At 40.3% G+C, this 25,754-nt stretch carries 21 protein-coding genes; 17 read left to right on the forward strand and 4 right to left on the reverse strand.

Translation table 11 applies throughout. The annotated features are described in order from the left end of the window. Nucleotides 1–76: 76 nt before the first annotated feature. From pbp1b to KJR31_RS06730, 3 genes are all read right to left on the reverse strand, one after another. Nucleotides 77–2,644 (reverse strand): penicillin-binding protein PBP1B, encoded by a 2,568-nt coding sequence (pbp1b, locus tag KJR31_RS06720; RefSeq protein ID WP_214262652.1) that lies wholly within the window; start codon nt 2,642–2,644, stop codon nt 77–79. A 122-nt stretch (nt 2,645–2,766) separates the two neighbouring features. Further along, nucleotides 2,767–3,666 carry a UTP--glucose-1-phosphate uridylyltransferase GalU gene (gene galU / locus KJR31_RS06725; RefSeq protein WP_214262653.1) on the reverse strand — a complete coding sequence of 300 codons (900 nt, stop codon included), beginning with the start codon at nt 3,664–3,666 and terminating at the stop codon, nt 2,767–2,769. A 21-nt stretch (nt 3,667–3,687) separates the two neighbouring features. Beyond that, a complete protein-coding gene (locus KJR31_RS06730) occupies nt 3,688–4,704 on the reverse strand; it encodes an NAD(P)H-dependent glycerol-3-phosphate dehydrogenase (RefSeq protein WP_214262654.1) in 1,017 nt (338 codons plus the stop codon). A gap of 239 nt (nt 4,705–4,943) precedes the next feature. Between KJR31_RS06730 and leuS the strand changes: the two genes are divergently transcribed. The 10 genes from leuS (at nt 4,944) to KJR31_RS06785 (ending at nt 16,441) form a co-directional block, all read left to right on the forward strand. Further along, a complete protein-coding gene (gene leuS / locus KJR31_RS06735) occupies nt 4,944–7,445 on the forward strand; it encodes a leucine--tRNA ligase (RefSeq protein WP_214262655.1) in 2,502 nt (833 codons plus the stop codon). Nucleotides 7,446–7,556: 111 nt separating this feature from the next. Beyond that, nucleotides 7,557–8,249, forward strand: coding sequence for a GNAT family N-acetyltransferase (locus KJR31_RS06740; RefSeq protein ID WP_214262656.1), 693 nt, complete (start codon nt 7,557–7,559; stop codon nt 8,247–8,249). 11 nt (nt 8,250–8,260) lie between these two features. Further along, nucleotides 8,261–8,677 carry a GNAT family N-acetyltransferase gene (locus tag KJR31_RS06745; protein WP_214262657.1) on the forward strand — a complete coding sequence of 139 codons (417 nt, stop codon included), beginning with the start codon at nt 8,261–8,263 and terminating at the stop codon, nt 8,675–8,677. Nucleotides 8,678–8,862: 185 nt separating this feature from the next. Beyond that, the gene (gene ruvB, locus KJR31_RS06750) at nt 8,863–9,861 is read left to right on the forward strand and encodes a Holliday junction branch migration DNA helicase RuvB (protein ID WP_284444670.1); all 999 of its coding nucleotides are present in this window, start codon (nt 8,863–8,865) and stop codon (nt 9,859–9,861) included. Continuing rightward, a complete protein-coding gene (locus KJR31_RS06755) occupies nt 9,842–10,414 on the forward strand; it encodes a nucleotidyltransferase family protein (RefSeq protein WP_214262658.1) in 573 nt (190 codons plus the stop codon). The genes ruvB and KJR31_RS06755 overlap by 20 nt, the downstream gene beginning before the upstream one ends. Before the next feature lie 165 nt (nt 10,415–10,579). Further along, nucleotides 10,580–11,302 carry a pseudouridine synthase gene (locus tag KJR31_RS06760; RefSeq protein WP_214262659.1) on the forward strand — a complete coding sequence of 241 codons (723 nt, stop codon included), beginning with the start codon at nt 10,580–10,582 and terminating at the stop codon, nt 11,300–11,302. Nucleotides 11,303–11,409: 107 nt separating this feature from the next. Next, nucleotides 11,410–12,744 carry an aminopeptidase C gene (gene pepC, locus KJR31_RS06765; protein WP_214262660.1) on the forward strand — a complete coding sequence of 445 codons (1,335 nt, stop codon included), beginning with the start codon at nt 11,410–11,412 and terminating at the stop codon, nt 12,742–12,744. A gap of 138 nt (nt 12,745–12,882) precedes the next feature. After that, nucleotides 12,883–14,199: an ISL3 family transposase gene (locus KJR31_RS06770; RefSeq protein WP_214262661.1), complete on the forward strand. Its 1,317-nt coding sequence runs from the start codon at nt 12,883–12,885 to the stop codon at nt 14,197–14,199. 276 nt (nt 14,200–14,475) lie between these two features. Beyond that, nucleotides 14,476–15,039, forward strand: coding sequence for a DUF4230 domain-containing protein (locus KJR31_RS06775; RefSeq protein ID WP_250319701.1), 564 nt, complete (start codon nt 14,476–14,478; stop codon nt 15,037–15,039). A 709-nt stretch (nt 15,040–15,748) separates the two neighbouring features. After that, nucleotides 15,749–16,441: a leucine-rich repeat domain-containing protein gene (locus KJR31_RS06785; RefSeq protein ID WP_214262663.1), complete on the forward strand. Its 693-nt coding sequence runs from the start codon at nt 15,749–15,751 to the stop codon at nt 16,439–16,441. Between the two features lie 228 nt (nt 16,442–16,669). Here KJR31_RS06785 and adhP read toward each other — a convergent pair whose 3' ends face one another. Further along, nucleotides 16,670–17,689, reverse strand: a complete 1,020-nt coding sequence (adhP, locus tag KJR31_RS06790) for an alcohol dehydrogenase AdhP (RefSeq protein ID WP_214262664.1) — start codon at nt 17,687–17,689, stop codon at nt 16,670–16,672. 370 nt (nt 17,690–18,059) lie between these two features. Here adhP and KJR31_RS06795 point away from each other — a divergent pair, with 370 nt between their 5' ends. The 7 genes from KJR31_RS06795 (at nt 18,060) to KJR31_RS06825 (ending at nt 25,750) form a co-directional block, all read left to right on the forward strand. Then, nucleotides 18,060–19,337, forward strand: a complete 1,278-nt coding sequence (locus tag KJR31_RS06795; RefSeq protein WP_214262665.1) for a gamma-glutamylcysteine synthetase — start codon at nt 18,060–18,062, stop codon at nt 19,335–19,337. 74 nt (nt 19,338–19,411) lie between these two features. Further along, nucleotides 19,412–20,896, forward strand: a complete 1,485-nt coding sequence (gene thrC / locus KJR31_RS06800) for a threonine synthase (RefSeq protein WP_214262666.1) — start codon at nt 19,412–19,414, stop codon at nt 20,894–20,896. Nucleotides 20,897–20,956: 60 nt separating this feature from the next. Continuing rightward, a complete protein-coding gene (locus KJR31_RS06805) occupies nt 20,957–22,237 on the forward strand; it encodes an MATE family efflux transporter (protein ID WP_214262667.1) in 1,281 nt (426 codons plus the stop codon). Between the two features lie 3 nt (nt 22,238–22,240). Beyond that, the gene (locus KJR31_RS06810) at nt 22,241–22,855 is read left to right on the forward strand and encodes an HAD family hydrolase (RefSeq protein ID WP_214262668.1); all 615 of its coding nucleotides are present in this window, start codon (nt 22,241–22,243) and stop codon (nt 22,853–22,855) included. 177 nt (nt 22,856–23,032) lie between these two features. Next, a complete protein-coding gene (locus tag KJR31_RS06815; RefSeq protein ID WP_214262669.1) occupies nt 23,033–24,151 on the forward strand; it encodes a LysM peptidoglycan-binding domain-containing protein in 1,119 nt (372 codons plus the stop codon). Nucleotides 24,152–24,301: 150 nt separating this feature from the next. After that, nucleotides 24,302–25,165 carry a DUF2262 domain-containing protein gene (locus KJR31_RS06820; RefSeq protein WP_214262670.1) on the forward strand — a complete coding sequence of 288 codons (864 nt, stop codon included), beginning with the start codon at nt 24,302–24,304 and terminating at the stop codon, nt 25,163–25,165. A gap of 159 nt (nt 25,166–25,324) precedes the next feature. Continuing rightward, complete coding sequence (locus KJR31_RS06825) at nt 25,325–25,750, forward strand: MarR family winged helix-turn-helix transcriptional regulator (RefSeq protein ID WP_214262671.1); 426 nt, start codon at nt 25,325–25,327, stop codon at nt 25,748–25,750. Nucleotides 25,751–25,754: the final 4 nt, after the last annotated feature.

Consider the following 25,754-nt stretch of genomic DNA (forward strand, 5'->3'; position numbering starts at 1 on the left):
GCTATTGTACCATGAATGATAAAAAGAAAAAAGAGAGTGAGAATCATAATTTCTCGCTCTCCTATCGGTAAGAAATTTAGCGTTGAAGTCTATTTGACGAAGAGTCATTACTTCCGTTGGTAATATTGTTATTATTGCTGCTATTATTATTGTTATTATTACTATTACCGTTATTACTGTTGTTGCTATTATTTCGATTATTGTTTCGATTATTATTGTTATTGCTATTGTTGTTTGAGTTGTTATTGTTGGAATTAGATGATTTTGGTAAACTTCCCAAAATAGTATTCCAAGCATTTTGGTAATCAGCATCACTACCACCGATAGCAAATTTATAAGTAGTCGTTGGAGCGCCAGCTTGATTCGCCCAATAACTGGTTACAGTTTCTCCAGTTACTTCAATCTCTTTACCGTTGATAGTGACCTTGCCAGGCTTCTGTCCAGTCGACTTAAGGACTTGAGAAGAGGTGACACTCGAATCAAGGGTAAAGCGTTCAGAACCCCAAGCGGAAGGAGAAGCTTGTTGAATAGCGTTTACGAGGTGAGCCATATACTTAGCATTACGATAGTATGCGCCTTTGGCTAACGAACTGTTATCATCGTGACCAACCCAGCCACCAAGGGTCAACCGTGGAGTTGAAAGCATGAGCCACATATCGGCTTCTTCATTTGTTGTACCAGTTTTCCCAATCCAATCAGCACTTGCTAGACTGGGATTTATGCCATAAAGATCACTTTGGAAGCTTGTCGTGACTCGGGATGAAAGTACATCTCTCAGCAGACTCTGCATAATGGTTGCGGTCGCTTTAGAGTAGACCTGCACAGGTTCGTCTTTATGCTCGTAGATAACCTCACCGTTGGTTTTTTCGATTTTCGAAATCATGTATTTTTTATGGTAGACACCATTATTAGCTAAGGTCTGATATCCGTTAGTATGCTGAGCTACAGTGACTTCAATTCCTCCTCCCATAGGAAGACTTTCAATACCGTATTCTGGGATTTCATAACCCATTTTTTCCATGTAGGAGCGGACATCGACTCCTTTTTCACGAAGCATACGATAAGTCCAGTAGGCTGGGATATTCCAGGAATAATTTAGAGCTTCCTTAAGGTTTACCATAGCTGTCCCTGGACTGTTGACGTGCATGATTGGAGTTCCGTTGGCAAAGTTAGTTGGATAGTTTGATAGGATGCTAGCACTTCCCATTAATCCTTGGTCAATAGCAATACCATAGGCTAAGATAGGTTTGGTAGTCGAAGCTGGAGATCGTTTTGTATCAAAAGCGTGGTTATTTTGATTACTTTGGTAATCGCGGCCACCGACAAATCCTAAGATAGCTCCCGTTTGATTATCCATCAAAACATTTCCGACTTCAGGTTGACCGGTATTATCATCAACTAGATAGCCATAGTTGGCCACTGCATCTTGCATAGCAGTATGGATAGCTTTGTCGATTGTAGTTGTGATACGGTAACCACCATTTTGAATCTCTTTTTCAGCTAATTCACGATAGGATTTTTGGATGGACTCGTTTTTGAGTTCTTGGGCAGAGACGTTGTCTTTTTGTACCAAGTAGTCATACATGAGGTTAGTTGCTTCATCGAGAGCAGTAAAGTAGAGATAGCCCCTAGAAGTTACGTTTACACTTTCAGCTGGTAAGAAATCTTGTTTGATGTCGTATGCTTTATAGGTTTCGTAATCTTCCTGACTGAGGACCCCTGTTCTGTACATATTGTATAGAACATCTTTGGAACGTTTGATACCAAGTGCCATATCTTCTTCACTCTTCATTTCTCCCGTAGATTCATAAGGTGAGTAAGAGATAGGACTTTGTGGCAAGCCTGCTATGAAGGCTGCTTGAGGTATCGTTAGCTGATAGGCATCAACACCGAAAATACCCTTGGCTGCTTGTTGAGCTCCTGCGATATTTTGCCCTTTATTGTTACGACCAAATGGAGCGACATTGAGATAGGTTGTCAAGATTTCGTCCTTGCTCATTGCTCTCTCTAAGGCCAAGGCATCCACGATTTCAGTAGCTTTACGGGTTAGTGTAGGAGCATCACCAACCACTTGTTGCTTGATGAGCTGCTGTGTTAGTGTAGAACCTCCACTAGAAGAACCAAGCCCGATAAAGTTTCCTAGACTAGCACGAATAACCGCTTTAGGAACGACTCCATTGTGTTCTGCGAAATGTTCATCCTCAGTCGCAACGATAGCCTGCTTGAGATTGTCTGAAATAGCATCCGATGCGACAGAAGTCCGAAGGAGGTCGCTCTCAATAGCGCCAATCATGGAACCATCAGCATAGCGAATCTCAGAAATGGATGAAATATCGTTCACTTGTTTGACTAAATCTTCTGTTTGAGGGACGGTCACTTTGTCAAATAGAGATACAGCATAACCGAAAACAACCCCAGTACCTAAAAGTCCACCAAGAAAGGCGATGATGAATAGGGTATTAAAGGTTGCCTTGATTCCCAGTAAGATATTAGCAAAGATAGTCCAAATATTCGTTTTGGTTTGCTTTTTCTTTTTAGAATTTTTAGGACCTTTTTTTCCTAAATGTATATTTTTTAGCTTTGTTTTAAGGGACTCCAGTAAGGCCAGTCCTTTTTCTTTCATAGATAATAATTTATTCTTCATTTCTTTCCTCACTCCTTATTATTATACCATAAAAGCAATGATTGCAAGAAATTAGGCTTGGACTAGCTTTGGAGGTGTTTGGGCAACAAAAAAACCAGGTATTTTCAACCTGGTTTAGGGGCTTATTTTTCTCCTGAGAGTTCTTTCCCAAGGTTAATCAAATAAGTTTTCAAGTCATCTTTGACTTGAGGATGTCTAAGTGCGTAATCGATTGAAGTTTTCATAAAGCCAAACTTGTCTCCAACATCATAACGAGCCCCCTTGAATTCACGAGCAAATACACGTTGAGTTTTGTTGAGGGTATCAATAGCGTCTGTTAGCTGGATTTCATTTCCGGCACCAGGCGTTTGATTTTCAAGAATACCAAAAATCTCTGGTGTGAGGAGGTAACGACCGATGATCGCTAAATCACTTGGTGCGTCCTCAGGTGCTGGTTTTTCAACGAAGGTTTCAACGCTATAAAGTCCATCTTTTCCTTCACCTTGAGGCGCGATAACACCATAGGCAGAGACTTCTTCGTGTGGTACAGGCATTACAGCGATGGTAGAAGCGTGAGTCTCTTCATAATCATTCATAAGTTGCTTAGTCAATGGGACAGCATTTTCATCAGTGATATCCATGAGGTCATCTCCGAGCATCACCACAAAAGGTTCATTCCCAACGAATGCTTTGGCTTGTAAAACGGCATCTCCGAGGCCACGTGGGTGTGTCTGACGGATGAAGTGAAGGCGCATACCAGTTGTTTCATCGACTAGTTTCAAAAGATCTGTTTTTCCTTTTTCCTTAAGGTTGTATTCTAGTTCAAAGTTTGAGTCAAAGTGGTCTTCGATAGAACGTTTTGACTTCCCTGTTACAACAAGAATGTCCTCAATTCCAGACTTGAGAGCTTCTTCAACGATGAATTGAATGGTTGGCTTATCCACGATTGGCAACATTTCTTTTGCCAAGGCTTTGGTTGCTGGTAGGAAACGAGTTCCAAGTCCCGCAGCAGGGATAACAGCTTTTCTAACTTTTTGCTTCATGAGCATCCTTTCTAACGGTGATTATGACCACTCGTTTTCTGCCTTGAACTCGTTACTCATGAGTTCAGAAACAGCATCCTTAATATTAACATTTTCATAAATAACTTGGTAAATAGCCTGGGTAATAGGCATATAGACTCCAAGCTCTTGCGCCAATTCGTAAGCAGCTTTGGTTGTTGAAATTCCTTCGATGACCATTCCCATATTTGCTTCGATATCTGCCAAGGCTTCACCACGCCCAAGAGCATCACCTGCTCGCCAGTTACGTGAGTGGACAGAAGTTCCTGTAACGATTAAATCCCCAACTCCAGAAAGACCACTGTAAGTTAATGGATTTGCTCCAAGTTTAACCCCCAGACGAGTAATTTCCGCAAGCCCGCGCGTGATAATCGCCGCCTTAGCATTATCACCAAAGCCAAGTCCATGAAGGGCCCCTGCACCAACAGCGATGATATTTTTAAGAGCACCAGCCGTTTCCACTCCGATCACATCTGTATTGGTATAAAGACGGAAGTAGTGGTTACTAAAGAGTGTCTGAACATACTGAGCTGTCTCTAAATCCTTAGATGCGGCTGTAATCAAGGTAATGTCACGGACGATTGTTTCTTCTGCGTGACTAGGACCAGATACAACCACAATTTCACTGCGGAACTCTTCAGGGATTTCTTCTTCAAGAATGGTTGAAAGACGTTTGTGACTATTTGGCTCGAGACCTTTTGAAGCATGCATAATAACCACTTTATGATCAAGAACAGTAGCTACCTGTTGAGCTACCAATCTTGTCACCTTAGTTGGAACTACGAACAAGACAGCGTCAACGCCCTTCAAGACTTCTGCTAAATCATGGTAGGCAACAATCTTTTCGTCTAATACAGTATCCTTAAAATAGCGTTTGTTGGTATGTTGTGTATTGATTTCGTCAATTTGGTCAGGAATATTTCCCCAGATACGTACTTCGTGTTCATTGTCATTTAAAACTTGTGACAGAGCAGTACCCCAAGAACCAGGCCCTAAAACAGCGATGGTTTGTTTGTTCATTTTCCCCTCCTTCTGAGAAAGCACTTTCCTATATTCTACCATAAAAAGCCCTAACTTGCATTAATATTATTTATTAAGAATTGTTTGAATGGTAAATTATATATATTGGAGAATTTTTAGAATTTATTTGTAAAATAGTTTAGTGTTCAAACGGCAAAACGATAAAAAACACGAAAAGAGAAACAATATTTCCCTTAAAAATGGTATAATAGGAGCATCACGAAAATTGGAGAGACAGCATGAGTTTTTACAATCATAAAGAAATCGAGCCTAAGTGGCAGAAACACTGGGCTGACAATCACACATTTAAGACAGGAACAGACGCTTCAAAACCTAAGTTTTATGCATTGGATATGTTCCCTTATCCATCTGGAGCAGGTCTGCACGTAGGACACCCAGAAGGCTATACAGCGACCGATATCCTCAGCCGTTTCAAACGTGCCCAAGGCTACAACGTTCTTCACCCAATGGGATGGGATGCCTTTGGTTTGCCTGCAGAGCAATATGCTATGGATACAGGAAATGACCCAGCGGAATTTACAGCGGAAAACATTGCTAACTTCAAACGCCAAATCAACGCGCTTGGATTCTCATACGACTGGGACCGTGAGGTAAATACAACAGATCCAAACTACTATAAATGGACGCAATGGATCTTCACCAAACTTTATGAAAAAGGCTTGGCCTATGAAGCTGAAGTGCCAGTAAACTGGGTGGAAGAATTGGGAACAGCCATTGCCAACGAAGAAGTTCTTCCAGATGGAACATCTGAGCGTGGTGGCTATCCAGTTGTCCGCAAACCAATGCGACAATGGATGCTTAAAATTACTGCCTATGCAGAGCGCTTGCTCAATGACTTGGATGACCTTGACTGGCCAGAGTCTATCAAGGACATGCAACGCAACTGGATTGGGAAATCAACTGGTGCTAACGTAACTTTCAAAGTAAAAGGGACAGACAAGGAATTCACCGTCTTTACGACACGTCCGGATACCCTCTTTGGTGCGACCTTCACTGTTTTGGCACCTGAGCATGAACTAGTAGATGCCATCACAAGTCCTGAACAAGCTGAAGCCGTAGCAGACTACAAACACCAAGCTAGCTTGAAATCAGACTTGGCTCGTACAGACCTTGCCAAGGAAAAAACAGGGGTTTGGACGGGTGCTTATGCCATCAACCCTGTCAATGGTAAAGAAATTCCAATCTGGATTGCCGACTACGTTCTCGCTAGCTATGGTACAGGTGCGGTAATGGCCGTACCTGCCCACGACCAACGTGACTGGGAATTTGCCAAACAGTTTGGTCTTCCAATCGTAGAAGTGCTTGAAGGTGGAAACGTTGAAGAGGCTGCTTACACAGAAGATGGTCTTCACGTCAACTCAGACTTCTTGAACGGTCTTAACAAAGAAGATGCTATTGCCAAGATTGTAGCTTGGTTGGAAGAAAAAGGCTGTGGCCAAGAGAAGGTGACTTACCGTCTCCGCGATTGGCTCTTTAGCCGTCAACGTTACTGGGGTGAACCAATTCCAATCATTCATTGGGAAGACGGGACTTCAACAGCCGTTCCAGAAAGTGAATTGCCACTTGTACTGCCAGTAACCAAGGACATCCGCCCTTCAGGTACTGGGGAAAGCCCATTAGCTAACCTGACAGACTGGCTGGAAGTGACTCGTGAAGATGGCGTCAAAGGTCGTCGCGAGACCAATACGATGCCACAATGGGCAGGTTCAAGCTGGTACTACCTCCGCTATATCGATCCACATAACACAGAGAAATTGGCCGATGAGGACCTCCTCAAACAATGGTTGCCAGTAGATATTTACGTGGGTGGTGCAGAACATGCCGTGCTTCACTTGCTTTACGCTCGTTTCTGGCACAAATTCCTCTATGATATCGGTGTTGTACCGACTAAAGAACCGTTCCAAAAACTCTTTAACCAAGGAATGATTTTGGGCACAAGTTACCGTGACCATCGCGGTGCTCTTGTGGCGACTGACAAGGTTGAAAAACGTGACGGTTCCTTCTTCCATGTGGAAACAGGGGAAGAATTGGAGCAAGCACCAGCCAAGATGTCTAAATCACTCAAGAACGTGGTCAACCCAGACGATGTGGTGGAACAATACGGTGCTGATACCCTTCGTGTCTATGAAATGTTCATGGGGCCACTCGATGCTTCGATCGCTTGGTCAGAAGAAGGTCTGGAAGGAAGTCGTAAGTTCCTTGACCGTGTGTACCGTTTGATCACAAGTAAAGAAATCGTTGCGGAAAACAATGGTGCTCTAGACAAGGTTTATAACGAAACCGTTAAAGCTGTCACAGAGCAAATCGAGTCTATGAAATTCAACACAGCCATTGCCCAGCTCATGGTCTTTGTTAACGCTGCTAACAAGGAAGACAAACTCTATGTAGACTACGCCAAAGGCTTTATCCAATTGATCGCCCCATTTGCGCCTCACTTGGCAGAAGAGATCTGGCAAACAGTGGCAGCAACAGGTGAGTCTATCTCTTACGTAGCTTGGCCAACATGGGACGAAAGCAAATTGGTTGAAGATGAAATTGAAATCGTCGTCCAAATCAAAGGAAAAGTCCGTGCCAAACTCATGGTCGCAAAAGACCTTTCTCGCGAAGAATTGCAAGAAATTGCTCTCTCTGACGAAAAAGTCAAAGCAGAGATTGACGGCAAAGAAATCGTGAAAGTGATTAGTGTACCTAATAAGCTTGTAAATATCGTAACGAAATAAATTTAAAAGTCCTTCAGAGCTAAGTTCTGGAGGATTTTTTGTAGATTACCTGTGAGATGTGATATACTATTCACATCTTTAAACTTATAAGTGGGAGACAAGGAGAAAGCTATGCCAGTAAATGAATACGGTCAGATGATTGGTGAACCTGTAGATGATACACCTGGAGTTTTGCCTTCACTTGTACGGTTAGAAGGGCGATATACGATTATAGAAGCTCTATCGGTGGAAAAGCATGCAGAGGATTTATTAGCTGTCTATGGCCCAGATAGTCCTCGTGAGATGTGGACCTACCTTTTTCAGGAATCAGTGGCAGATGGGGAGGAACTGGTCAGCCTTTTAAATCAGATGCTGGCTCGTAAGGACCGTTTTTACTATGCGATTATAGACAAGACAACTGGTAAGGCCTTGGGAACATTTTCTCTTATGCGCATTGACCAAGTCAATCGCGTCATTGAAGTTGGAGCAGTGACCTTTTCTCCGGCTCTCAAACAGACCAGGATGGGAACAGAAGCCCACTATTTGCTAGCTCGTTATGTCTTTGAAGAACTCAACTATCGCCGCTATGAGTGGAAGTGCGACGCCCTCAATCTTCCATCTAGGAAAGCAGCAGAACGTTTGGGCTTTGTCTATGAAGGAACCTTCCGCCAAGCTGTTATCTATAAAGGTCGCACCAGAGATACGGATTGGTTGTCCATGATTGATAAGGACTGGCCAAGGATTAAGGCTCGTTTTGAAGCATGGTTGCGTCCGGATAATTTTGATGAAAATGGACAACAGATTAAATCTCTACGAGAATGTTAGGAAGGTTTGTTATGATTAAGATTACAAAAGAATCCTCTGTTACAATTGATGACGTTTTACATCTCTATCAGGCAGTTGGTTGGACAAACTATACCAATCAGCCACAAATGTTGGAGCAGGCCTTGTCTCATTCGCTAGCGACTTATCTTGCCCGTGATGGTGAGGAAATCGTTGGTTTAGTGCGTCTGGTTGGAGATGGTTTTTCATCGGTCTTTGTTCAAGATTTGATTGTTTTGCCTAGCTATCAGCGCCAAGGGATTGGTAGCGACTTGATGAAAGAAGCTTTAGGGGATTTCAAAGATGCCTATCAAGTCCAACTAGCGACCGAACAGACAGAAAAAACCTTGGGATTTTACCGTTCCTTGGGTTTTGAAACCTTATCTACTTATGATTGCACAGGAATGATTTGGGTGGATCGAAAAAAATAAAATAATTATTTTATCTTAAGTTAATTTTAAGTCTTCTCTTGTATCATATAGTTATTAAGTAAAGACCTCCTAACTTTATTTAATAAAAATCCTAAACTTTTCTTTTTCATAATAATCTCCCTAAAGAAGCCACTAAATCAGGTGGCTTTTTTGTTTGTGGGCTGGATTTTTGCTATAATAGGAACATGAGTAGAATTTTAGATAATGAAATCATGGGTGATGAGGAGTTGGTAGAACGTACCCTCCGTCCCCAATATTTACGTGAATATATCGGTCAGGACAAGGTCAAAGATCAGCTTCAAATCTTTATCGAAGCAGCAAAAATGCGTGATGAGGCGCTGGACCATGTTCTTTTGTTTGGCCCTCCAGGTCTTGGGAAAACGACCATGGCTTTTGTCATTGCCAATGAATTGGGAGTTAATCTCAAGCAGACATCTGGCCCTGTCATCGAAAAAGCGGGTGATTTGGTAGCCATTTTAAATGACTTGGAGCCTGGAGATGTCCTCTTTATCGATGAGATTCATCGCTTGCCCATGTCGGTAGAAGAGGTACTTTACAGCGCCATGGAAGACTTCTACATTGACATCATGATTGGTGCGGGAGAAGCTAGCCGTAGTGTCCATCTAGATTTGCCACCTTTTACCTTGATTGGGGCGACAACTCGTGCGGGGATGCTTTCGAATCCTCTTCGTGCCCGTTTTGGGATTACAGGTCACATGGAATATTATACCCATGCTGATTTGACAGAGATTGTCGAGCGGACGGCAGATATCTTTGAGATGGAAATTACCCATGAAGCTGCATCTGAGTTAGCTTTACGCAGTCGTGGAACTCCTCGTATCGCTAATCGTCTCCTCAAGCGCGTGCGTGACTTTGCGCAGATTATGGGGGATGGCTTGATTGATGATATCATTACAGATAAGGCTTTGACTATGCTGGATGTAGATCATGAAGGCTTGGACTATGTGGACCAGAAAATCCTTCGCACCATGATTGAGATGTATGGCGGCGGCCCTGTCGGTCTAGGCACTCTTTCGGTTAATATCGCTGAAGAGCGTGAGACGGTAGAGGATATGTACGAACCTTACCTGATCCAGAAAGGCTTTATCATGCGAACTCGTTCAGGACGGGTCGCGACAGCTAAGGCTTATGAACATTTAGGGTATGAGTACAATGAAAAATAAGCAAGAAATACTAGATAGTGTTAGAGAAAATCCTGACATGATGGCTATTCTGACCATCATCCGAGATCTGGAGTTGAAAGATTCCTGGTTGGCGGCAGGTTCGGTTCGAAATTTTATCTGGAATCTCTTGTCAGATAAACCAGCTTTTGACCGTGAAACAGATGTGGATGTGATTTTCTTTGATCCAGATGTCAGTTACGAAGAAACGCTAGCCATAGAAAGTAAGTTGAGAGAGGACTTCCCCCAGTATCAGTGGGAGCTGAAAAATCAAGTCTATATGCATCAACATAGTCCCCATACGCCTCCGTATAGAAATTCCTGCGATGCCATGAGTAAGTATCCAGAACGTTGTACGGCAGTAGGGCTTCGCTTGCAAGCTGACGCAACTTTAGAGCTCTTTGCGCCTTATGGTTTGGAGGATATTTTGAACTTTCAAGTTCGTCCAACTCCTCATTTCTTAGAAAATGAAGACCGGATGAAGCTCTATCAAAAGCGTTTATCCAAGAAAAATTGGCGAGAAAAATGGAAAAATCTCACATTTAAAAATACTTAAGGAAACTTTAAGATAGGAGCTGTATACTTATCTCATAAGTTAAGAAGACCTTAACTTATACTCCTAAAACTTTTTCATAATAATCTCCCTATAAAAAAATTAAGTCGCCCAATTAGGCGGCTTTTTTTGTTCTAAGTCTATGCTTTTTCATGATATAATAGCCCTATGAGATTAGATAAATTTTTAGTTTCCTGCGCTGTTGGGAGTCGGACTGAGGTCAAAAACTTTCTAAAAACTGGGCGCGTGATGGTCAATGGCAAGAAAGAAAAGTCTGCCAAGCTACAAATTGATGAAGATACGGACGAAATTTGTTTTGACGGGGAAAAGCTAGACTACGAGGAGTTTGTCTACTACATGATGAACAAGCCCCAAGGAGTTATCTCAGCAACCGAAGATCCTAAACACAAGACAGTCTTGGATTTGTTGGATGACTATGCACGTGCCAAGGAAGTTTTCCCAGTAGGGCGCTTGGATATCGATACGCATGGACTCTTGCTCTTGACCAATGATGGCAAGCTGGCTCATGCTCTTCTTTCACCAAAACGTCATGTGGATAAGACTTATCTGGCGCAAGTCAATGGAATCATGACGGATGAAGACATTGAGACATTTGCGCAAGGAATTCCGCTCAAGGACTTTACCTGTCAGCCTGCCAAGCTGGAGCTTGTGTCTATTGATACGGAAAAGGAAGAAAGCCTGGTTCGAGTGACCATTGCAGAAGGGAAATTCCACCAGGTCAAACGGATGGTAGCTTACTGTGGCAAGGAAGTTGTGGACTTGCAACGTTTAACCATGGGAACTTTGACCTTGGATGAAAATTTGAAACGTGGAGAATGGCGTCGTTTGACCAAGGAAGAACTAGAAGGCTTGCTTGAAAGTGTTCAATAAACTGGATAATCGGAAAAGGTAGGGAAAATGTCCCTGCCTTTTTCAGTTTTTGGTTGCTTCCTTTGTGAAAAGAGTTATAATAGACAGTAAGAAAAAAGGAGGATTTTATGAACGCGATTCAAGAATCATTTACAGATAAATTATTTGCTAACTATGAAGCAAATGTAAAATACCAAGCTATCGAAAATGCTGCTAGCCATAACGGTATTTTTGCAGCCCTAGAGCGTCGTCAAAGCCATGTCGACAACACACCAGTTTTCTCACTTGATTTGACAAAGGATAAGGTTACTAACCAGAAAGCTTCTGGTAGATGCTGGATGTTTGCGGCTCTCAACACTTTCCGCCACAAACTCATCTCTCAATACAAACTTGAAAACTTTGAATTGTCACAAGCCCACACCTTCTTCTGGGACAAGTATGAAAAATCTAACTGGTTCTTGGAGCAAGTGATTGCAACTGCTGATCAAGAATTGACGAGCCGCAAGGTTAGCTTCCTTCTTCAAACACCTCAACAAGATGGTGGACAATGGGATATGGTAGTAGCTCTTTTTGAAAAATATGGTGTCGTACCTAAATCAGTGTATCCTGAATCTATCTCATCTAGCAGTAGCCGTGAGCTCAATGCAATCCTTAACAAATTGCTTCGTCAAGATGCTCAAATCTTGCGAGATCTATTAGCTTCAGGTGCGGATCAAGCGACTGTTCAGACTAAGAAAGAAGATCTCTTGCAAGAAATCTTTAACTTCCTTGCAATGTCACTAGGCCTCCCACCGCGTAAATTTGACTTTGCTTATCGTGATAAAGACAATAACTACCAAAGCGAAAAAGGCATCACTCCACAAGAGTTTTACAAGAAATATGTCGATCTTCCACTAGAAGACTACGTTTCTGTCATCAATGCTCCAACTGCTGATAAACCTTACGGTAAATCATACACAGTTGAGATGTTGGGAAATGTCGTTGGTAGCCGTGCGGTTCGTTACATTAACGTACCCATGGAACGCTTGAAAGAATTGGCGATTGCTCAAATGCAAACAGGAGAAACTGTTTGGTTTGGTTCAGATGTCGGCCAACTCAGCAACCGTAAAGCAGGAATCCTTGCGACAGATGTTTATGACTTTGAATCAAGCATGGACATTCAACTTACTCAAGACAAGGCTGGACGTTTGGACTACAGCGAAAGCTTGATGACTCATGCTATGGTCTTGACAGGTGTTGATTTGGATGAAAATGGCAAATCAACTAAGTGGAAAGTTGAAAACTCATGGGGAGACAAGGTTGGTACCGATGGTTACTTTGTTGCTTCAGATGCTTGGATGGACGAATACACTTACCAAATTGTTGTTCGTAAGGAATTACTAACAGCAGAAGAACGAGCTGCTTACGAAGCAGAACCAATCGTCCTTGCACCATGGGATCCAATGGGTGCCTTGGCAGAATAAATGAGATATAAAAAGAATGTTTCTATAATTTTTAGGGTTGGTGGAAATTTTCCACCAACCCTATTTTAGTGTATACAAAAAGGCCAACATCCATTATATTAAAAGCGCCTAAACCTAAAACAAAAGAATGATGACCATATGAACAATATACTAGAAGCTACACTACAAATCAAAGATAAAAACATTATTTGGGATAATAATGTTCAAGAGAAGATATTAAAAAATAGAAAATCTTTATTTTATTCAGCTACATATACGCATAAACCAGAATTTTGTGCCGTTTGTGGGTGCGTTAGCCAAAATAACAATATAGTTAAAAACGGGACGAAAACTTCTCGTATCACTCTCTGTTCTGTTTCAGGCCTTCCAGCCTACTTAAATCTACGAAATCAGAGATTTCTCTGTAGAGAATGTGGTTCTTCATTTACTGCAGATACTAGTCGCATTGTAGAAAAACATTGTCATATTTCGAAACGATTAAAAAATGAAATTAAGGCAAAAATAAGTGAAACAGTATCTGAAATATATATCTCAAAAGAATCAAATGTTTCAGTTCATACTGTAAGACGTATCATAGATGATACAGCACGATTATTAACGATTAAACCATTACATGATTTCCCTGAACATTTGTGTTTTAATGAATTTAAATCCGTCAAAGCTTCCGATAGTAATATGAGCTTCATTATTTGTGATAGCACTACACACAAGCTGGTCGATGTTGTACGTGATAGAAAATCTTACAGTTTAAAACAATATTTTCATCGTTTTGAGACTAAGACAAGATTAAAGGTAAAAACTATCTCAATCGACATGTACTTACCGTACATTCAATTAATAAAAGAAATGTTTCCTAACGCTAAAATTATCATTGATCCTTTTCACATCGTACAAGCCTTAAATAGAGAATTAAATCGAACTCGGGTACGTGTCATGAATCAGCATCGTTATAAAAATCCTAAATTATATCGAAAGTTAAAACATTATTGGAAGTTAATTTTAAAGAACCCTAATGAACTTCAGAACTATAAATATAATCGTTATAAGCTTTTTGAAAGCTTCATAACAAGTAAAGGAATCGTAGATTATATCTTAGAAAACAATCCATCTCTAAAAAATGATTATGAGGTTGTACATTCACCTCGTGAATGTATACAGGATAGAGATTATATAGAATTCAAGGAAACGATTGAAGCAGCTACGCAATTAGACCTATCTCCTGGTTTAAAAAGAGTATTAAAGACTCTTATGACTTACTTGCCATATATTCAAAATACTTGTGAGTATCCAACTAGAACAAATGGCCCTATTGAAGGAATAAACAATAAAATAAAAGTGCTTAAAAGAAATGCCTACGGCTTTAGAAACTATTACTATTTTAGAAATAGGATTATTTTAATAACAAAAATGTTTGGCCCAAAACAAAAAGGAATTAAGCAACAATTAGTTGCTTAATCCCTTCCTAAATTTCTTCATCAACACTATTTGACAAAGAGCCCTTTTTTAGTGCTCAAAATAGCACTCAATTTTAAATGGATTTGGTGTTCAAAAAATATAATCAAATGCAACAAACTAATTTCATTTTTAATAGGCACAATTAATTTTAGAAGATAGTACGAAAAAATATTGACTGTTTTCTTTAGAATGTGTAAAATTTAGATAGATTATTTAAAGTGAGGTTTTTTTATCTTGTCTATATTAAAGAAGAAATTTAATAAGTTTAGTGTTCTATTGAATCTGGTATTAATAGCTATTATAGCTATTGGAGTGCTATTTTTCTTACCTAAGGAACATAAATCAGAAGTCAAATCGTCAATTAATATCGAAAGTATTGAAAAAGTGAATGAAGTTGTATTTTTGAATGCGGGAATTAATGAAATTATTTCTGAAACAAAAACAACTCAAGTTTTTGGGTTTGATGTGCCGTTCTCTAAAAAAGCAGCATTAGTAATTTTAAATTATAACGCTAAATTTGGAATTAAAAGTAGTGTAAAGGTTGAACAAATAAGCGAAAAAGAATATAAGGTTATTGTTCCAAAATTGGAAGTAATTGGTGTTGAACTTTCAAAAGATAATCCTTATGATTTATATGATAGTCATGGAGAGTTATTAAGTGGGACTACAGAAGATGTTGATACTGGGAAATTGGTCACAAACCAACTTTCTAGTGATAAACAAGCAGAGTATTTAGATAAATTTAAGAGTGAAATTAAAGAATCTGCAATCAATTATTATAAAACAATATTTTCTTCAATGGATTCTGAAGTAAAAGTAACTATAGAATTTACAGAATAATTTTTGAAATACAAAACCCTGACCATCTCTGGTCAGCGTTTTGTGTGGTTCTATAATTTTTAGGGTTGATGGAAATTTTCCACCAACCCTATTTTAGTGTATACAAAAAGGCCAACATCCATTAAATCAAAGATGCACACAATGAAGGTGTTACATTCCATTTCTTAGAGAATATTAAAGAAGTATTGCGTGATGAGAGTGGGAAAGTAACTGGTGTAAAGGTTATTACAATGGAACTTGGTGAATCAGATGAAAGTGGAAGAAGATTAACGCATGAAGTGGCAGGTAGTGAACATATTATTCCATGTGATCTTGTCGTTGCAGCAATTGAACAAAAGTAGACTTTAGTGTTCTAGATGAAAGGTAAAAATTTGACTTTCGGTCAACATCAGAATACAATAGAAATAAATAATAACAGGTGATGCATATTTAGGTCCTCAATCTATCGCAACCGCAATTAAAGACGGGCGAGAAGTTGCGACAGAAGTACATGAATCGTTTAAAGAAAACATATAAATAACTTGTGGTGCCTTTCGTTTTTTACTGGGAAAATTAAGGAACTATAGTTATAAATACTTAAAGATATTAATATATTAACATTCGTATATTTATAGGAAGATTAAATAGAAATATTTGATATTAGCAAGAATATCTACATCTTATAACATATAGGTATTAATATATTCATAAAATATTAGGAGGAGAAATAATGAACAAGAAACTATTATCAGGCTTATGTGCAGCAGTACTCTTATCAGGTTTAGTAGGATGCGGACCTAAGGAGTCAAAACAAAATACCACAACAAGTACTTCTACAATAGAAACAAAAAATACCACAACAAATAACTCTGAAGTAACAGAGAAGAACTTCAAAGACTTCCCAGAGACAGATGAAAAGTACTTCACATATGAAGAGTGGCAAGAAGGATACGCAATCTATAGTTGTACTTCTGACGACAAGGTTGTTCGTGTACCAAAAACCATTAATGGTAAACCTGTTATAGCGATTGCACAGCGTGGTATGGCAAATCTTGAAAAATGTGAAGCAATCGTCTTACCAGATACAGTAAGATATGTTGGAGAGTCATCTTTTGGTCAAGATAAAGCATTGAAGTACATTTATTTAGGAACATCATTAGAAACTGTTGATGATCACGCATTTTTAGGAGCAAGTTCTCTAGAGTCTGTTGTATTTCCAGAAGGAACAAAATCAATTGGTCAATTGGTATTTTCAGACACACCATCAATCAAATCGATCACAATACCTGAAAGTGTAATTGAAATAACAGACTTATTTTACTTCCCAGAAAATTCAAATAAGAATGTAGAAATCCATACACCTAAGGGATCAAAGGCAGAAGAGGCTGCCAATAGTTTAGGACTCAAAGTAGTAAATGACTAAAGGGGAATAGTATGAACAAGAAACTACTATCAGGCTTAGGGACTGACCCCAAAAAGTGAGAATTTAATAAAAACACCCTAGGGCTACCGTCTTCGGTATTCAACCGGAGACAGGTAGTCCAATTTTTGTTGGATTCTTTTTTCATTAGGTTCTTCATCAACACTATTTGACAAAGAGCCAAAAGAATCAGGTGATAAACCTGATTCTTTTTTTGTTTTATTATCTATCTTAATGAGTAAAGTCTAGAACCATGCGACCTTGGATGGTACCAGCAGCCATTTCATCAAAGACAGCAATGGCATCTTCGACAGGCCGTTTTTGAACAATTGGAACAACGAGACCTTCAGCACCAAATTGGAAAGCTTCTTCTAAATCTTTACGTGTACCAACAAGGGAACCGATGACCTGAATACCGTCAAGAACTGTTTTAACGATACTTAGATCCATCATTTCTGAAGGGAGTCCGACAGCTACTACACGACCACCTGCACGAACAGAGTCAACTGCTTGGTTGAAGGCAACTTTTGATACAGCTGTTACGACAGCTGAGTGAGCACCACCGTTTGTTTTTTCTTTGATAAGGCCTGGAACATCTTCGACTTCAAGACCATTAATCACGATGTCAGCACCGACTTCTTTAGCTAGAGCAAGTTTATCGTTGTTAATATCTACTGCGATAACGTGAGCGTTGAATACTTTTTTAGCGTATTGAACAGCTAAGTTACCAAGTCCTCCGGCACCATAGAGTACAACCCATTGGCCTGGCTCAACTTTTGCTTCTTTGATAGCCTTGTAGGTAGTAACACCGGCACAAGTGATTGAAGAAGCTTGGGCTGGATCGAGACCTTCTGGAACCTTAACGGCATAATCTGCAGTTACGATACATTGTTCTGCCATACCACCATCAACTGAGTAGCCAGCATTTTTTACTGTACGGCAAAGGGTTTCGCGTCCGGTTGTACAATATTCACACATGCCACAGCCTTCAAAGAACCAAGCTACGCTGACACGGTCACCAACTTTTAGACTCTTAACATCAGGAGCGATTTCTTTTACGATACCAATCCCTTCGTGACCGAGAACACGTCCTGGAACTTTTCCAAAGTCACCATGAGCAACGTGGAGGTCTGTATGGCAAACACCACAGTACTCAACTTCAACAAGTGCTTCCCCAGTTTCGAGCGGACGGAGCACTTTTTCTTCAATAGCAACACCAGTGCTTTCTGGATTTACAACAACAGCTTTCATAGCTATCCTCCTTGATTAGTAGTTGAGGTGCAGAGGAAAAGGGGCTTGCCTTAAATCGTGATTCAAGTGAAGTCAAATTTGAACTGCCCTCTTTTTGTCTATATGTGAATTATATCACGATATTTAATATAATGCAAGGAGATTTATGTAAAAATATATGAAATCGCTTAACTGGTTGATGAGACTGTGAAATTTGAACAATGATATCTAACGTATTCGTATAAAATTTCATATAAATAGGAACTTGTTTGGCCTCAAATCTAGGGGGGCGAGCTTGCAAACAGATTTTCTAAGATCCATCTCTAGGAGTTTTTGGTATAATAGAGAGTAATTTATTTTCTAGTATGAGAAGTTAGAGTGAGAGGTATGTATGTCCCCTTCAATTCAGTTATTAAAAGACCGCTATTTAAAAAATATCAAAGAAAATCCAGATCTCTATATCGGTATTGAGTTGGAGTTTCCTATCGTTCATACGAAAGGCCAACCTACAGATATTGAAGTCAGCAAGGACTTGATGCATTTTTTGGTTGATGCTCTCAGTATGGAAGTTGAAAAGGTAGACTGGGAGGGCAATCCGATTCAACTTGTAGAACCTAAGAGTCAAGATCGGATTTTGTTTGAAGTTTCTTATACAACCTTGGAATTTGCCTTTGGCAGAGCCCAGACTATCCAAGAGGTCGAAGGCCGTTTTGAGGCCTATATGAAGGTAATCCAAGAAAAACTAGGAGAAAAGGACCATGCTATCCAGGGTTGGGGGATTCACCCGAACTGGGATCAAAATGACAATCGACCTGTGGCCTATCCACGCTACCAGATGCTGATGGATTATCTGCATATGGGAAGTCGTCAAGAAAGAGCTGATTTGCATGATTTTCCGCAATATGGAGCTTTTATCTGCGGGAGTCAAGTTCAGTTGGATGTTTCAACATCTAACTACCTGCGTGTTATCAATGCTTTCACCCAGATTGAGGCAGCCAAAGCTTACCTGTTTGCCAATTCTGAGTTTTCTGGAGCAGACTGGGACACCAAGATTTCACGAGATATTTTTTGGGAAGAATCTATGCATGGGATTTATCCAGAAAATGTTGGTGTCAATGCAAAACTATTTCAAAATGAGGATGATTTCTTTGATTATCTAGACCGCTCTGCAATTTTTACAGCAGAACGTGATGGGGAAACCTACTATTTTTCTCCGATTCGGGCTAGAGATTATTTGGATACTGATGACATTCCTGCCTATACTCTGAATGGCAAAGAAACTCTTCTTGTTCCTCAAGAGAAGGACTTCCAAACTCACCGTAGCTATCAATTTCAGGACTTAACAACACGAGGGACGGTTGAATTTCGTAGTGTTTGTACGCAACCGCTGGACCGCACCTTTGCTTCAGCAGCCTTTCATCTAGGTTTGTTGGTGAATCTAGACAAGTTTGAAACTTACCTAGAAACAGCACCTTTCTTTGAGAGATTTGGACGTGACTACAAGTCTTTGAGAAGACAGTTTTCTAAGAAAAAACTCACAAATGAGGAAAAAACTGGTATTGTCCAGTTCTCTAAAGACTTACTAGCGATAGCAGAGCAAGGACTTGAGGTGAGAGGTCAGAGTGAAATGGCTTATTTAGAGCCTTTGAAAGAAGAATTGGACGTATAATTTTCTCATAACGGAAGAATTTTCTGAAAAATCATGATATAATGGATGAGACTATAGATAAAGGATAGAGATTTATGACATTAGTTTATCAATCAACGCGTGATGCGAACAATACAGTAACAGCCAGCCAAGCGATTTTGCAAGGCTTGGCAACAGATGGAGGCTTGTTTACTCCAGTGAGCTATCCAAAGGTGGACTTGGATTTTGACACATTGAAAGACGCTTCTTACCAAGAAGTGGCTAAACTTGTCTTGTCAGCCTTCTTAGATGACTTTACAGCTGAAGAGTTGGACTACTGTATCACCAATGCCTATGACAGCAAGTTTGATACACCAGCAATTGCTCCTCTTGTCAAACTCGATGGCCAATACAACTTGGAATTGTTCCACGGCTCAACCATCGCCTTTAAGGATATGGCCTTGTCTATCTTGCCGTACTTTATGACAACAGCTGCTAAGAAACACGGCTTGGAAAACAAAATTGTCATCTTGACAGCGACATCTGGTGATACTGGGAAAGCTGCTATGGCAGGGTTCGCGGATGTTCCTGGTACTGAGATTATCGTCTTTTATCCAAAGGATGGTGTCAGCAAGGTACAAGAGTTGCAAATGACCACTCAGACTGGCGACAATACTCATGTTATTGCCATCGATGGAAACTTTGACGATGCTCAAACAAACGTGAAACATATGTTCAATGATGTGGCTCTTCGTGAAAAATTGGCAGCCAACAAGCTCCAGTTTTCATCAGCCAACTCTATGAATATCGGTCGTTTGGTACCACAGATTGTCTATTATGTGTATGCCTACGCTCAGCTTGTTAAAACTGGTGAGATTAAGGCTGGTGATAAGGTTAACTTCACAGTACCGACAGGAAACTTCGGTAATATCTTGGCTGCTTTCTACGCTAAACAAATCGGCCTACCCGTCGGCAAGCTCATCTGTGCTTCAAATGACAACAATGTCTTGACAGACTTCTTTAAAACTCGTGTCTATGACAAGAAACGTGAGTTTAAGGTAACTACTAGTCCATCTATGGATATCTTGGTCTCTTCAAACTTGGAGCGTTTGATTTTCCATCTTTTAGGTAATGATGCGGTTAAGACAGCTGAACTCATGAATGCTTTGAATAACCAAGGTCAGTATGAATTGACAGATTTTGATGCAGAGATTCTGGATCTCTTTGCAGCAGAGTATGCGACTGAAGCGGAAACAGCAGCAGAAATCAAGCGTGTTTATCAAACAGATACCTACATTGAGGATCCACATACAGCGGTTGCCTCAGCTGTTTATAAAAAATACCAAGCTGCTACAGGTGATGTGACTAAGACCGTGATTGCATCAACTGCTAGTCCATACAAATTCCCAGTGGTTGCAGTAGAAGCTGTAACTGGGCAATCAGGTTTGAGCGATTTTGAAGCCTTGGCTCAACTACATGAAATTTTAGGAGTAGCAGTGCCACCTGCAGTTGATGGCCTCGAAACAGCTCCCGTTCGTCACAAGACAACGGTTGCGGCGGCAGAGATGCAGACTGCAGTAGAAACTTATCTAGGACTTTAAAAGAGAGGAAGTAAACTCGGTTGGGAAACTAACTGAGTTTCTTTTCATCAGGAGGAAGGATTGTTTAAGAAAAATAAGGATATTCTCAACATTGCTCTGCCAGCCATGGGTGAAAATTTCTTGCAGATGCTCATGGGGATGGTAGATAGCTACTTGGTGGCACACTTGGGGTTGATCGCCATTTCGGGTGTGTCTGTAGCTGGAAATATGATCACCATTTATCAGGCTATTTTTATTGCCTTGGGAGCAGCAATTTCTAGTGTCATTTCAAAGAGTGTGGGACAGAAAGATCAGTCTAGACTAGCCTACCATGTAACAGAAGCTCTCAAGATAACCTTGCTATTGAGTTTAATTTTAGGTGGCTTGTCCATCTTTGCAGGTCAAGAGATGATTGGTCTTTTGGGGACAGAAGCGTCTGTAGCTGAGAGCGGTGGACTTTACCTATCATTGGTGGGTGGTTCAATTGTTCTCTTGGGCTTGATGACTAGTTTGGGGGCTTTGATTCGCGCTACCCACAATCCTCGACTTCCGCTATATGTTAGTTTTTTATCCAATGCTTTAAATATCCTTTTCTCAAGTGTTGCCATTTTTATTTTTGATATGGGAATAGCTGGGGTGGCTTGGGGGACTATTTTGTCTCGTTTGGTTGGGGTTGTAATCTTGTGGTCACAATTAAAACTTCCATATGCAAGGCCAAGTTTGAGGCTGGATAAAGACCTGCTGACCTTGGCTTTACCTGCTGCTGGAGAACGTCTCATGATGAGGGCTGGTGATGTCGTCATTATTGCCTTGGTTGTTTCCTTTGGGACGGAAGCCGTCGCGGGAAATGCTATTGGTGAAGTTTTGACACAGTTTAATTACATGCCTGCCTTTGGTGTTGCTACAGCAACAGTCATGCAGGTAGCTCGAGCGGTTGGAGAGAATAATTGGGCAAGGGTGGACAAACTAAGTAAGCAAACTTTTTGGTTGTCTTTCTTTCTCATGTTGCCCTTGACGCTTAGTATCTATGCTCTCGGGACACCACTAAGCTATCTCTACACCAGCGATCCTGTGGCTATTGAGGCCAGTGTTTTAGTGACTCTTTTTTCACTTTTAGGAACTCCTATGACAACGGGAACGGTCATTTATACGGCTGTCTGGCAAGGTTTGGGAAATGCCCGACTTCCCTTTTATGCGACAAGTATTGGGATGTGGTGTATCCGTATCGGAACAGGCTATCTGATGGGAATTATTCTTGGTTGGGGCTTGCCAGGTATTTGGGCTGGAACCTTATTGGACAATGGTTTTCGATGGTTTTTCCTCCGCTATCGTTACAAATCTTATATGACATTGAAAGGATAAGAAATGCAAGGAACAGCTTTTATCTGGGATTTAGACGGGACCTTATTGGACTCCTATGAAGCTATTTTGTCAGGAATTGAGGAAACCTATGCACAGTTTTCCATTCCCTATAATAAGGAAGAAGTTCGAGCTTTTATCTTGAAATATTCTGTTCAGGATTTATTGGAGCAAGTTGCAGAAGAGAGAGGACTAGATTTAGGGCTTCTCAATCAAGTTCGTGCTCAGAGCTTGGCTGAAAAGAATGCTCAGGTCGTCTTGATGCCCGGTGCGCGTGAGGTTTTAGCCTGGGCGGACAAGCAAGGAATTCAGCAATTTGTCTACACCCACAAAGGTGACAATGCCTTCTCTATTTTACGGGATTTAGGGCTAGATTCTTATTTCGCAGAAATTTTGACAAGTCAGAGTGGTTTTGCTCGGAAACCAAATCCAGAAGCAGCTACCTACCTTATCAATAAGTATCATTTAAAACCAGATCGCACCTATTATATAGGGGACCGCACCTTGGATATCGAATTCGCTCAGAATAGTGGCATCCAGAGTATCAATTTCCTTGAAACTCCGGTGGATTGCAATTATCAGATTACTAGTTTAGAGGATATTCCTTCTCTCTTTTTTTGAAAGTTTTATGAAAGAGAGTATGTCAGATTTGTAACAAAATACAAACAAACTATTTCAATTAAGGTGGTTTGTTACAGAGTTTAGACAGTTTTATTAAATAGCCCCCAAAGGGCTTTTTTTCTTTTTCCTTTGTGTTATGATAGAAAGGTACTACATTTGAAAAGGAGTTCGAATAGTATGAAGAAACGAATTATTTTAGCATCAACAGTAGCTCTATCACTTGCCCCTACCTTGGCAACTCAAGCAGAAGAAATTGTATGGTCACCACGTACAGTTGAGCAAATTCAAAACGATGTTGCTAAAAGTGAAAACAAAACAAGTTATACAATTAAGTATGGAGATACCCTAAGCACAATCGCAGAGGCTTTGGGAATTGACTTAAATGTCCTTGCAAACTTGAACAAAATCACGAATATTGATTTGATTTTCCCAGAAACTGTACTGACTACAATTGTTAACGAAAATGAAGAAGTAACAGAGGTTGAGGTTTATACACCTCAAGAAGTAGGTTCTGATGTAGCAAGTGCAACAGCAGATTTAACAACGAATCAAGTAACGGTAGATGAGCAAACTGTTCAAGTCGAAGATTTGACACAACCAGTTGAAGAAACAGAAGTTGTAACAGAAACAACCGAAGTCACTACTGAAGCTACAACTGAAGCTGTAGCAGAAACAACAGTATCTTCAGAAGCAATAACAGAGGCAGTAACAGAAGCACCTGCCACTGAGGAAACAACTACAACGACAGCTGAGCCAACAACAGAAGCAACAACTGAAGCTGTAACAGCAGCGCCTGTAGTGGAAGAAACAACAACACAAGCCACTACTGAAGCAACAACAGAAGCACAGTCAGCACCAGAAACTTACCAAGCTGAACCAAGCCAAGGAGCATCAACAACTTATGCAGCACCAGCGGCACCTGATTATGCAAGTATTGCAGCAACAAAATCTGAAAATGCAGGTCTTCAACCACAAACAGCTGCATTTAAAGAAGAAGTAGCTAACTTGTTTGGTATCACATCATTTAGTGGTTACCGTCCAGGAGATAGTGGGGATCACGGAAAAGGTCTTGCTATTGACTTCATGGTTCCAGTAAGTTCAGCACTCGGTGATCAAATTGCAGATTACGCCATCCAAAATATGGCTAGCCGTGGCATCAGCTACATCATCTGGAAACAACGTTTCTATGCACCATTCGATAGCAAATATGGACCAGCCTACACATGGAATCCAATGCCAGACCGTGGTAGCGTAACAGAAAACCACTATGACCACGTTCACGTATCTATGAACTAAGAATAATCAGAAGCTATACATTTAAAAGTGTAGCTTCTTTTTTTGTAAAAATAGTATTTACAAGTGAAAAAAAATATCAAACATGATAAAATGTAAGCGAATACAAAACCATACCAGCGATTTTAAGCATAGAGAGAAAGGATGATAAAGATGACAAAACGATTAAAAACTCCATTTGAGAAAACAAGAGATGATTTTGAAGAGGAATTTTGCGGAGAAATTGTTGAGCTCTTGATTTTTACCTTCCAAAATGTAAGTGGAGCAATCTCCTTAAAAGATGGATGCAAGGTACCGTCAGTAAATTTTAAAGCTAGTGTCAATGTCGCAACCCAGGAATTCTCTGAACGTGAAGGACGTTTGGAATGGCTCCTGACTCCTGAGGAATTTGAAGAAAAGCGATGGGGATTTAGTTTTGAACCCTACAAAATTCATCGGATCAAATGTCAAAAACGCCCCTTTATGGAGCTAGAGCCATATATGTCAGAAGTAGCTAACAACTGCTATCGTTTGCTGGAATACCTAGATGACCAATCCACAGATGCTAGGTTAGAGACCTTGATTGAAGCCTACCAAAAACCAGTCATCATAAAAGACGATATTGGTGAATTCACCTTAAATAGAGCCTATTCTTGGTTTGAAGGCTTCATCACTTATGAGAGCGGTAAGATTCATGCTATGTTTGATGCGGGTGCAGATGAAAGTCTTCCTCCAAGTTCTTTTGATGATTTAAAGAAATTTATGGGATCTTTCCAAGTTCAAGATGCTAAGATTAAAGACTATATCGTCAAAGAACTGTGGGAAACAGCTCAAGACTGGATTGATTCAGATGAAAATGATGTGGAGTTAACAGAAGAGTATTTTACCAACTCACTTTCCTTGAGTGAACTATCGATCAACGAAGATGGGGAATTGACCCTCTACTATGATGATAGCGAGGAAATTTTTGCAGGCCATGCCATTGAAGTCGTCATTGATAAAGAGGGAGAAATCCTTCGAGCAGATTTGGTAGGTTAGTGCTGGGTTTTATCTAGAATATAAAAAAACATAGCCTTTTGGGATTAAAACCAAGAGGCTATTTTTTCGGAGTGAGCAAAATAGTTGCATTTTTAATCTGCTTGTATTATACTTGATAAGTCAATAGTTGACAAATCAAATGTTAACAAGGGAATAGAAATGTCAGAAATCAATGAATTACTGTACCAGCTCCATTTAGTAGATCAGACCATTACTCAACTTTTTGAGAAACAATTGGGAATTAGTTTAACCCGCTATCAAATTCTGCAGTTTTTATTGCAAAAGTCACCCTGTAACCAAACTGCCGTTCAAGAGAAGTTACAGATTGACCAGGCAGCCTTGACCCGTCATTTTAAGGTTTTAGAGTCAGAGGGCTATGTTAGTCGCAAGCGCAATCCAATCAATCAGCGAGAAGTTTTAGTTGAATTAACCCAAGAAGCCAAGAATCAACTATTAGTTAATCCGCCTAAACATCACTTGCGAGTGAAGGAACAGATGGAGAACATCTTATCGCCTGGTGAGCAGAAAGAACTGACAACCATACTGACAAAACTAGTCTCAGGTTTAGAAAAAATAGAATTTTAAGGAG

It is taken from the genome of Streptococcus infantis, from assembly GCF_018499575.1.
Taxonomy (GTDB): Bacteria; Bacillota; Bacilli; order Lactobacillales; family Streptococcaceae; genus Streptococcus; species Streptococcus infantis_K.

Excerpts from the sequence above, each read along its gene's own strand:
- pbp1b (WP_214262652.1), bottom strand. The coding sequence starts at position 2,644 with ATGAAGAATAAATTATTATCTATGAAAGAAAAAGGACTGGCCTTACTG.
- galU (WP_214262653.1), bottom strand. The coding sequence starts at position 3,666 with ATGAAGCAAAAAGTTAGAAAAGCTGTTATCCCTGCTGCGGGACTTGGA.
- KJR31_RS06730 (WP_214262654.1), bottom strand. The coding sequence starts at position 4,704 with ATGAACAAACAAACCATCGCTGTTTTAGGGCCTGGTTCTTGGGGTACT.
- leuS (WP_214262655.1), top strand. The coding sequence starts at position 4,944 with ATGAGTTTTTACAATCATAAAGAAATCGAGCCTAAGTGGCAGAAACAC.
- KJR31_RS06740 (WP_214262656.1), top strand. The coding sequence starts at position 7,557 with ATGCCAGTAAATGAATACGGTCAGATGATTGGTGAACCTGTAGATGAT.
- KJR31_RS06745 (WP_214262657.1), top strand. The coding sequence starts at position 8,261 with ATGATTAAGATTACAAAAGAATCCTCTGTTACAATTGATGACGTTTTA.
- ruvB (WP_284444670.1), top strand. The coding sequence starts at position 8,863 with ATGAGTAGAATTTTAGATAATGAAATCATGGGTGATGAGGAGTTGGTA.
- KJR31_RS06755 (WP_214262658.1), top strand. The coding sequence starts at position 9,842 with ATGAGTACAATGAAAAATAAGCAAGAAATACTAGATAGTGTTAGAGAA.
- KJR31_RS06760 (WP_214262659.1), top strand. The coding sequence starts at position 10,580 with ATGAGATTAGATAAATTTTTAGTTTCCTGCGCTGTTGGGAGTCGGACT.
- pepC (WP_214262660.1), top strand. The coding sequence starts at position 11,410 with ATGAACGCGATTCAAGAATCATTTACAGATAAATTATTTGCTAACTAT.
- KJR31_RS06770 (WP_214262661.1), top strand. The coding sequence starts at position 12,883 with ATGAACAATATACTAGAAGCTACACTACAAATCAAAGATAAAAACATT.
- KJR31_RS06785 (WP_214262663.1), top strand. The coding sequence starts at position 15,749 with ATGAACAAGAAACTATTATCAGGCTTATGTGCAGCAGTACTCTTATCA.
- adhP (WP_214262664.1), bottom strand. The coding sequence starts at position 17,689 with ATGAAAGCTGTTGTTGTAAATCCAGAAAGCACTGGTGTTGCTATTGAA.
- KJR31_RS06795 (WP_214262665.1), top strand. The coding sequence starts at position 18,060 with ATGTCCCCTTCAATTCAGTTATTAAAAGACCGCTATTTAAAAAATATC.
- thrC (WP_214262666.1), top strand. The coding sequence starts at position 19,412 with ATGACATTAGTTTATCAATCAACGCGTGATGCGAACAATACAGTAACA.
- KJR31_RS06810 (WP_214262668.1), top strand. The coding sequence starts at position 22,241 with ATGCAAGGAACAGCTTTTATCTGGGATTTAGACGGGACCTTATTGGAC.
- KJR31_RS06815 (WP_214262669.1), top strand. The coding sequence starts at position 23,033 with ATGAAGAAACGAATTATTTTAGCATCAACAGTAGCTCTATCACTTGCC.
- KJR31_RS06820 (WP_214262670.1), top strand. The coding sequence starts at position 24,302 with ATGACAAAACGATTAAAAACTCCATTTGAGAAAACAAGAGATGATTTT.
- KJR31_RS06825 (WP_214262671.1), top strand. The coding sequence starts at position 25,325 with ATGTCAGAAATCAATGAATTACTGTACCAGCTCCATTTAGTAGATCAG.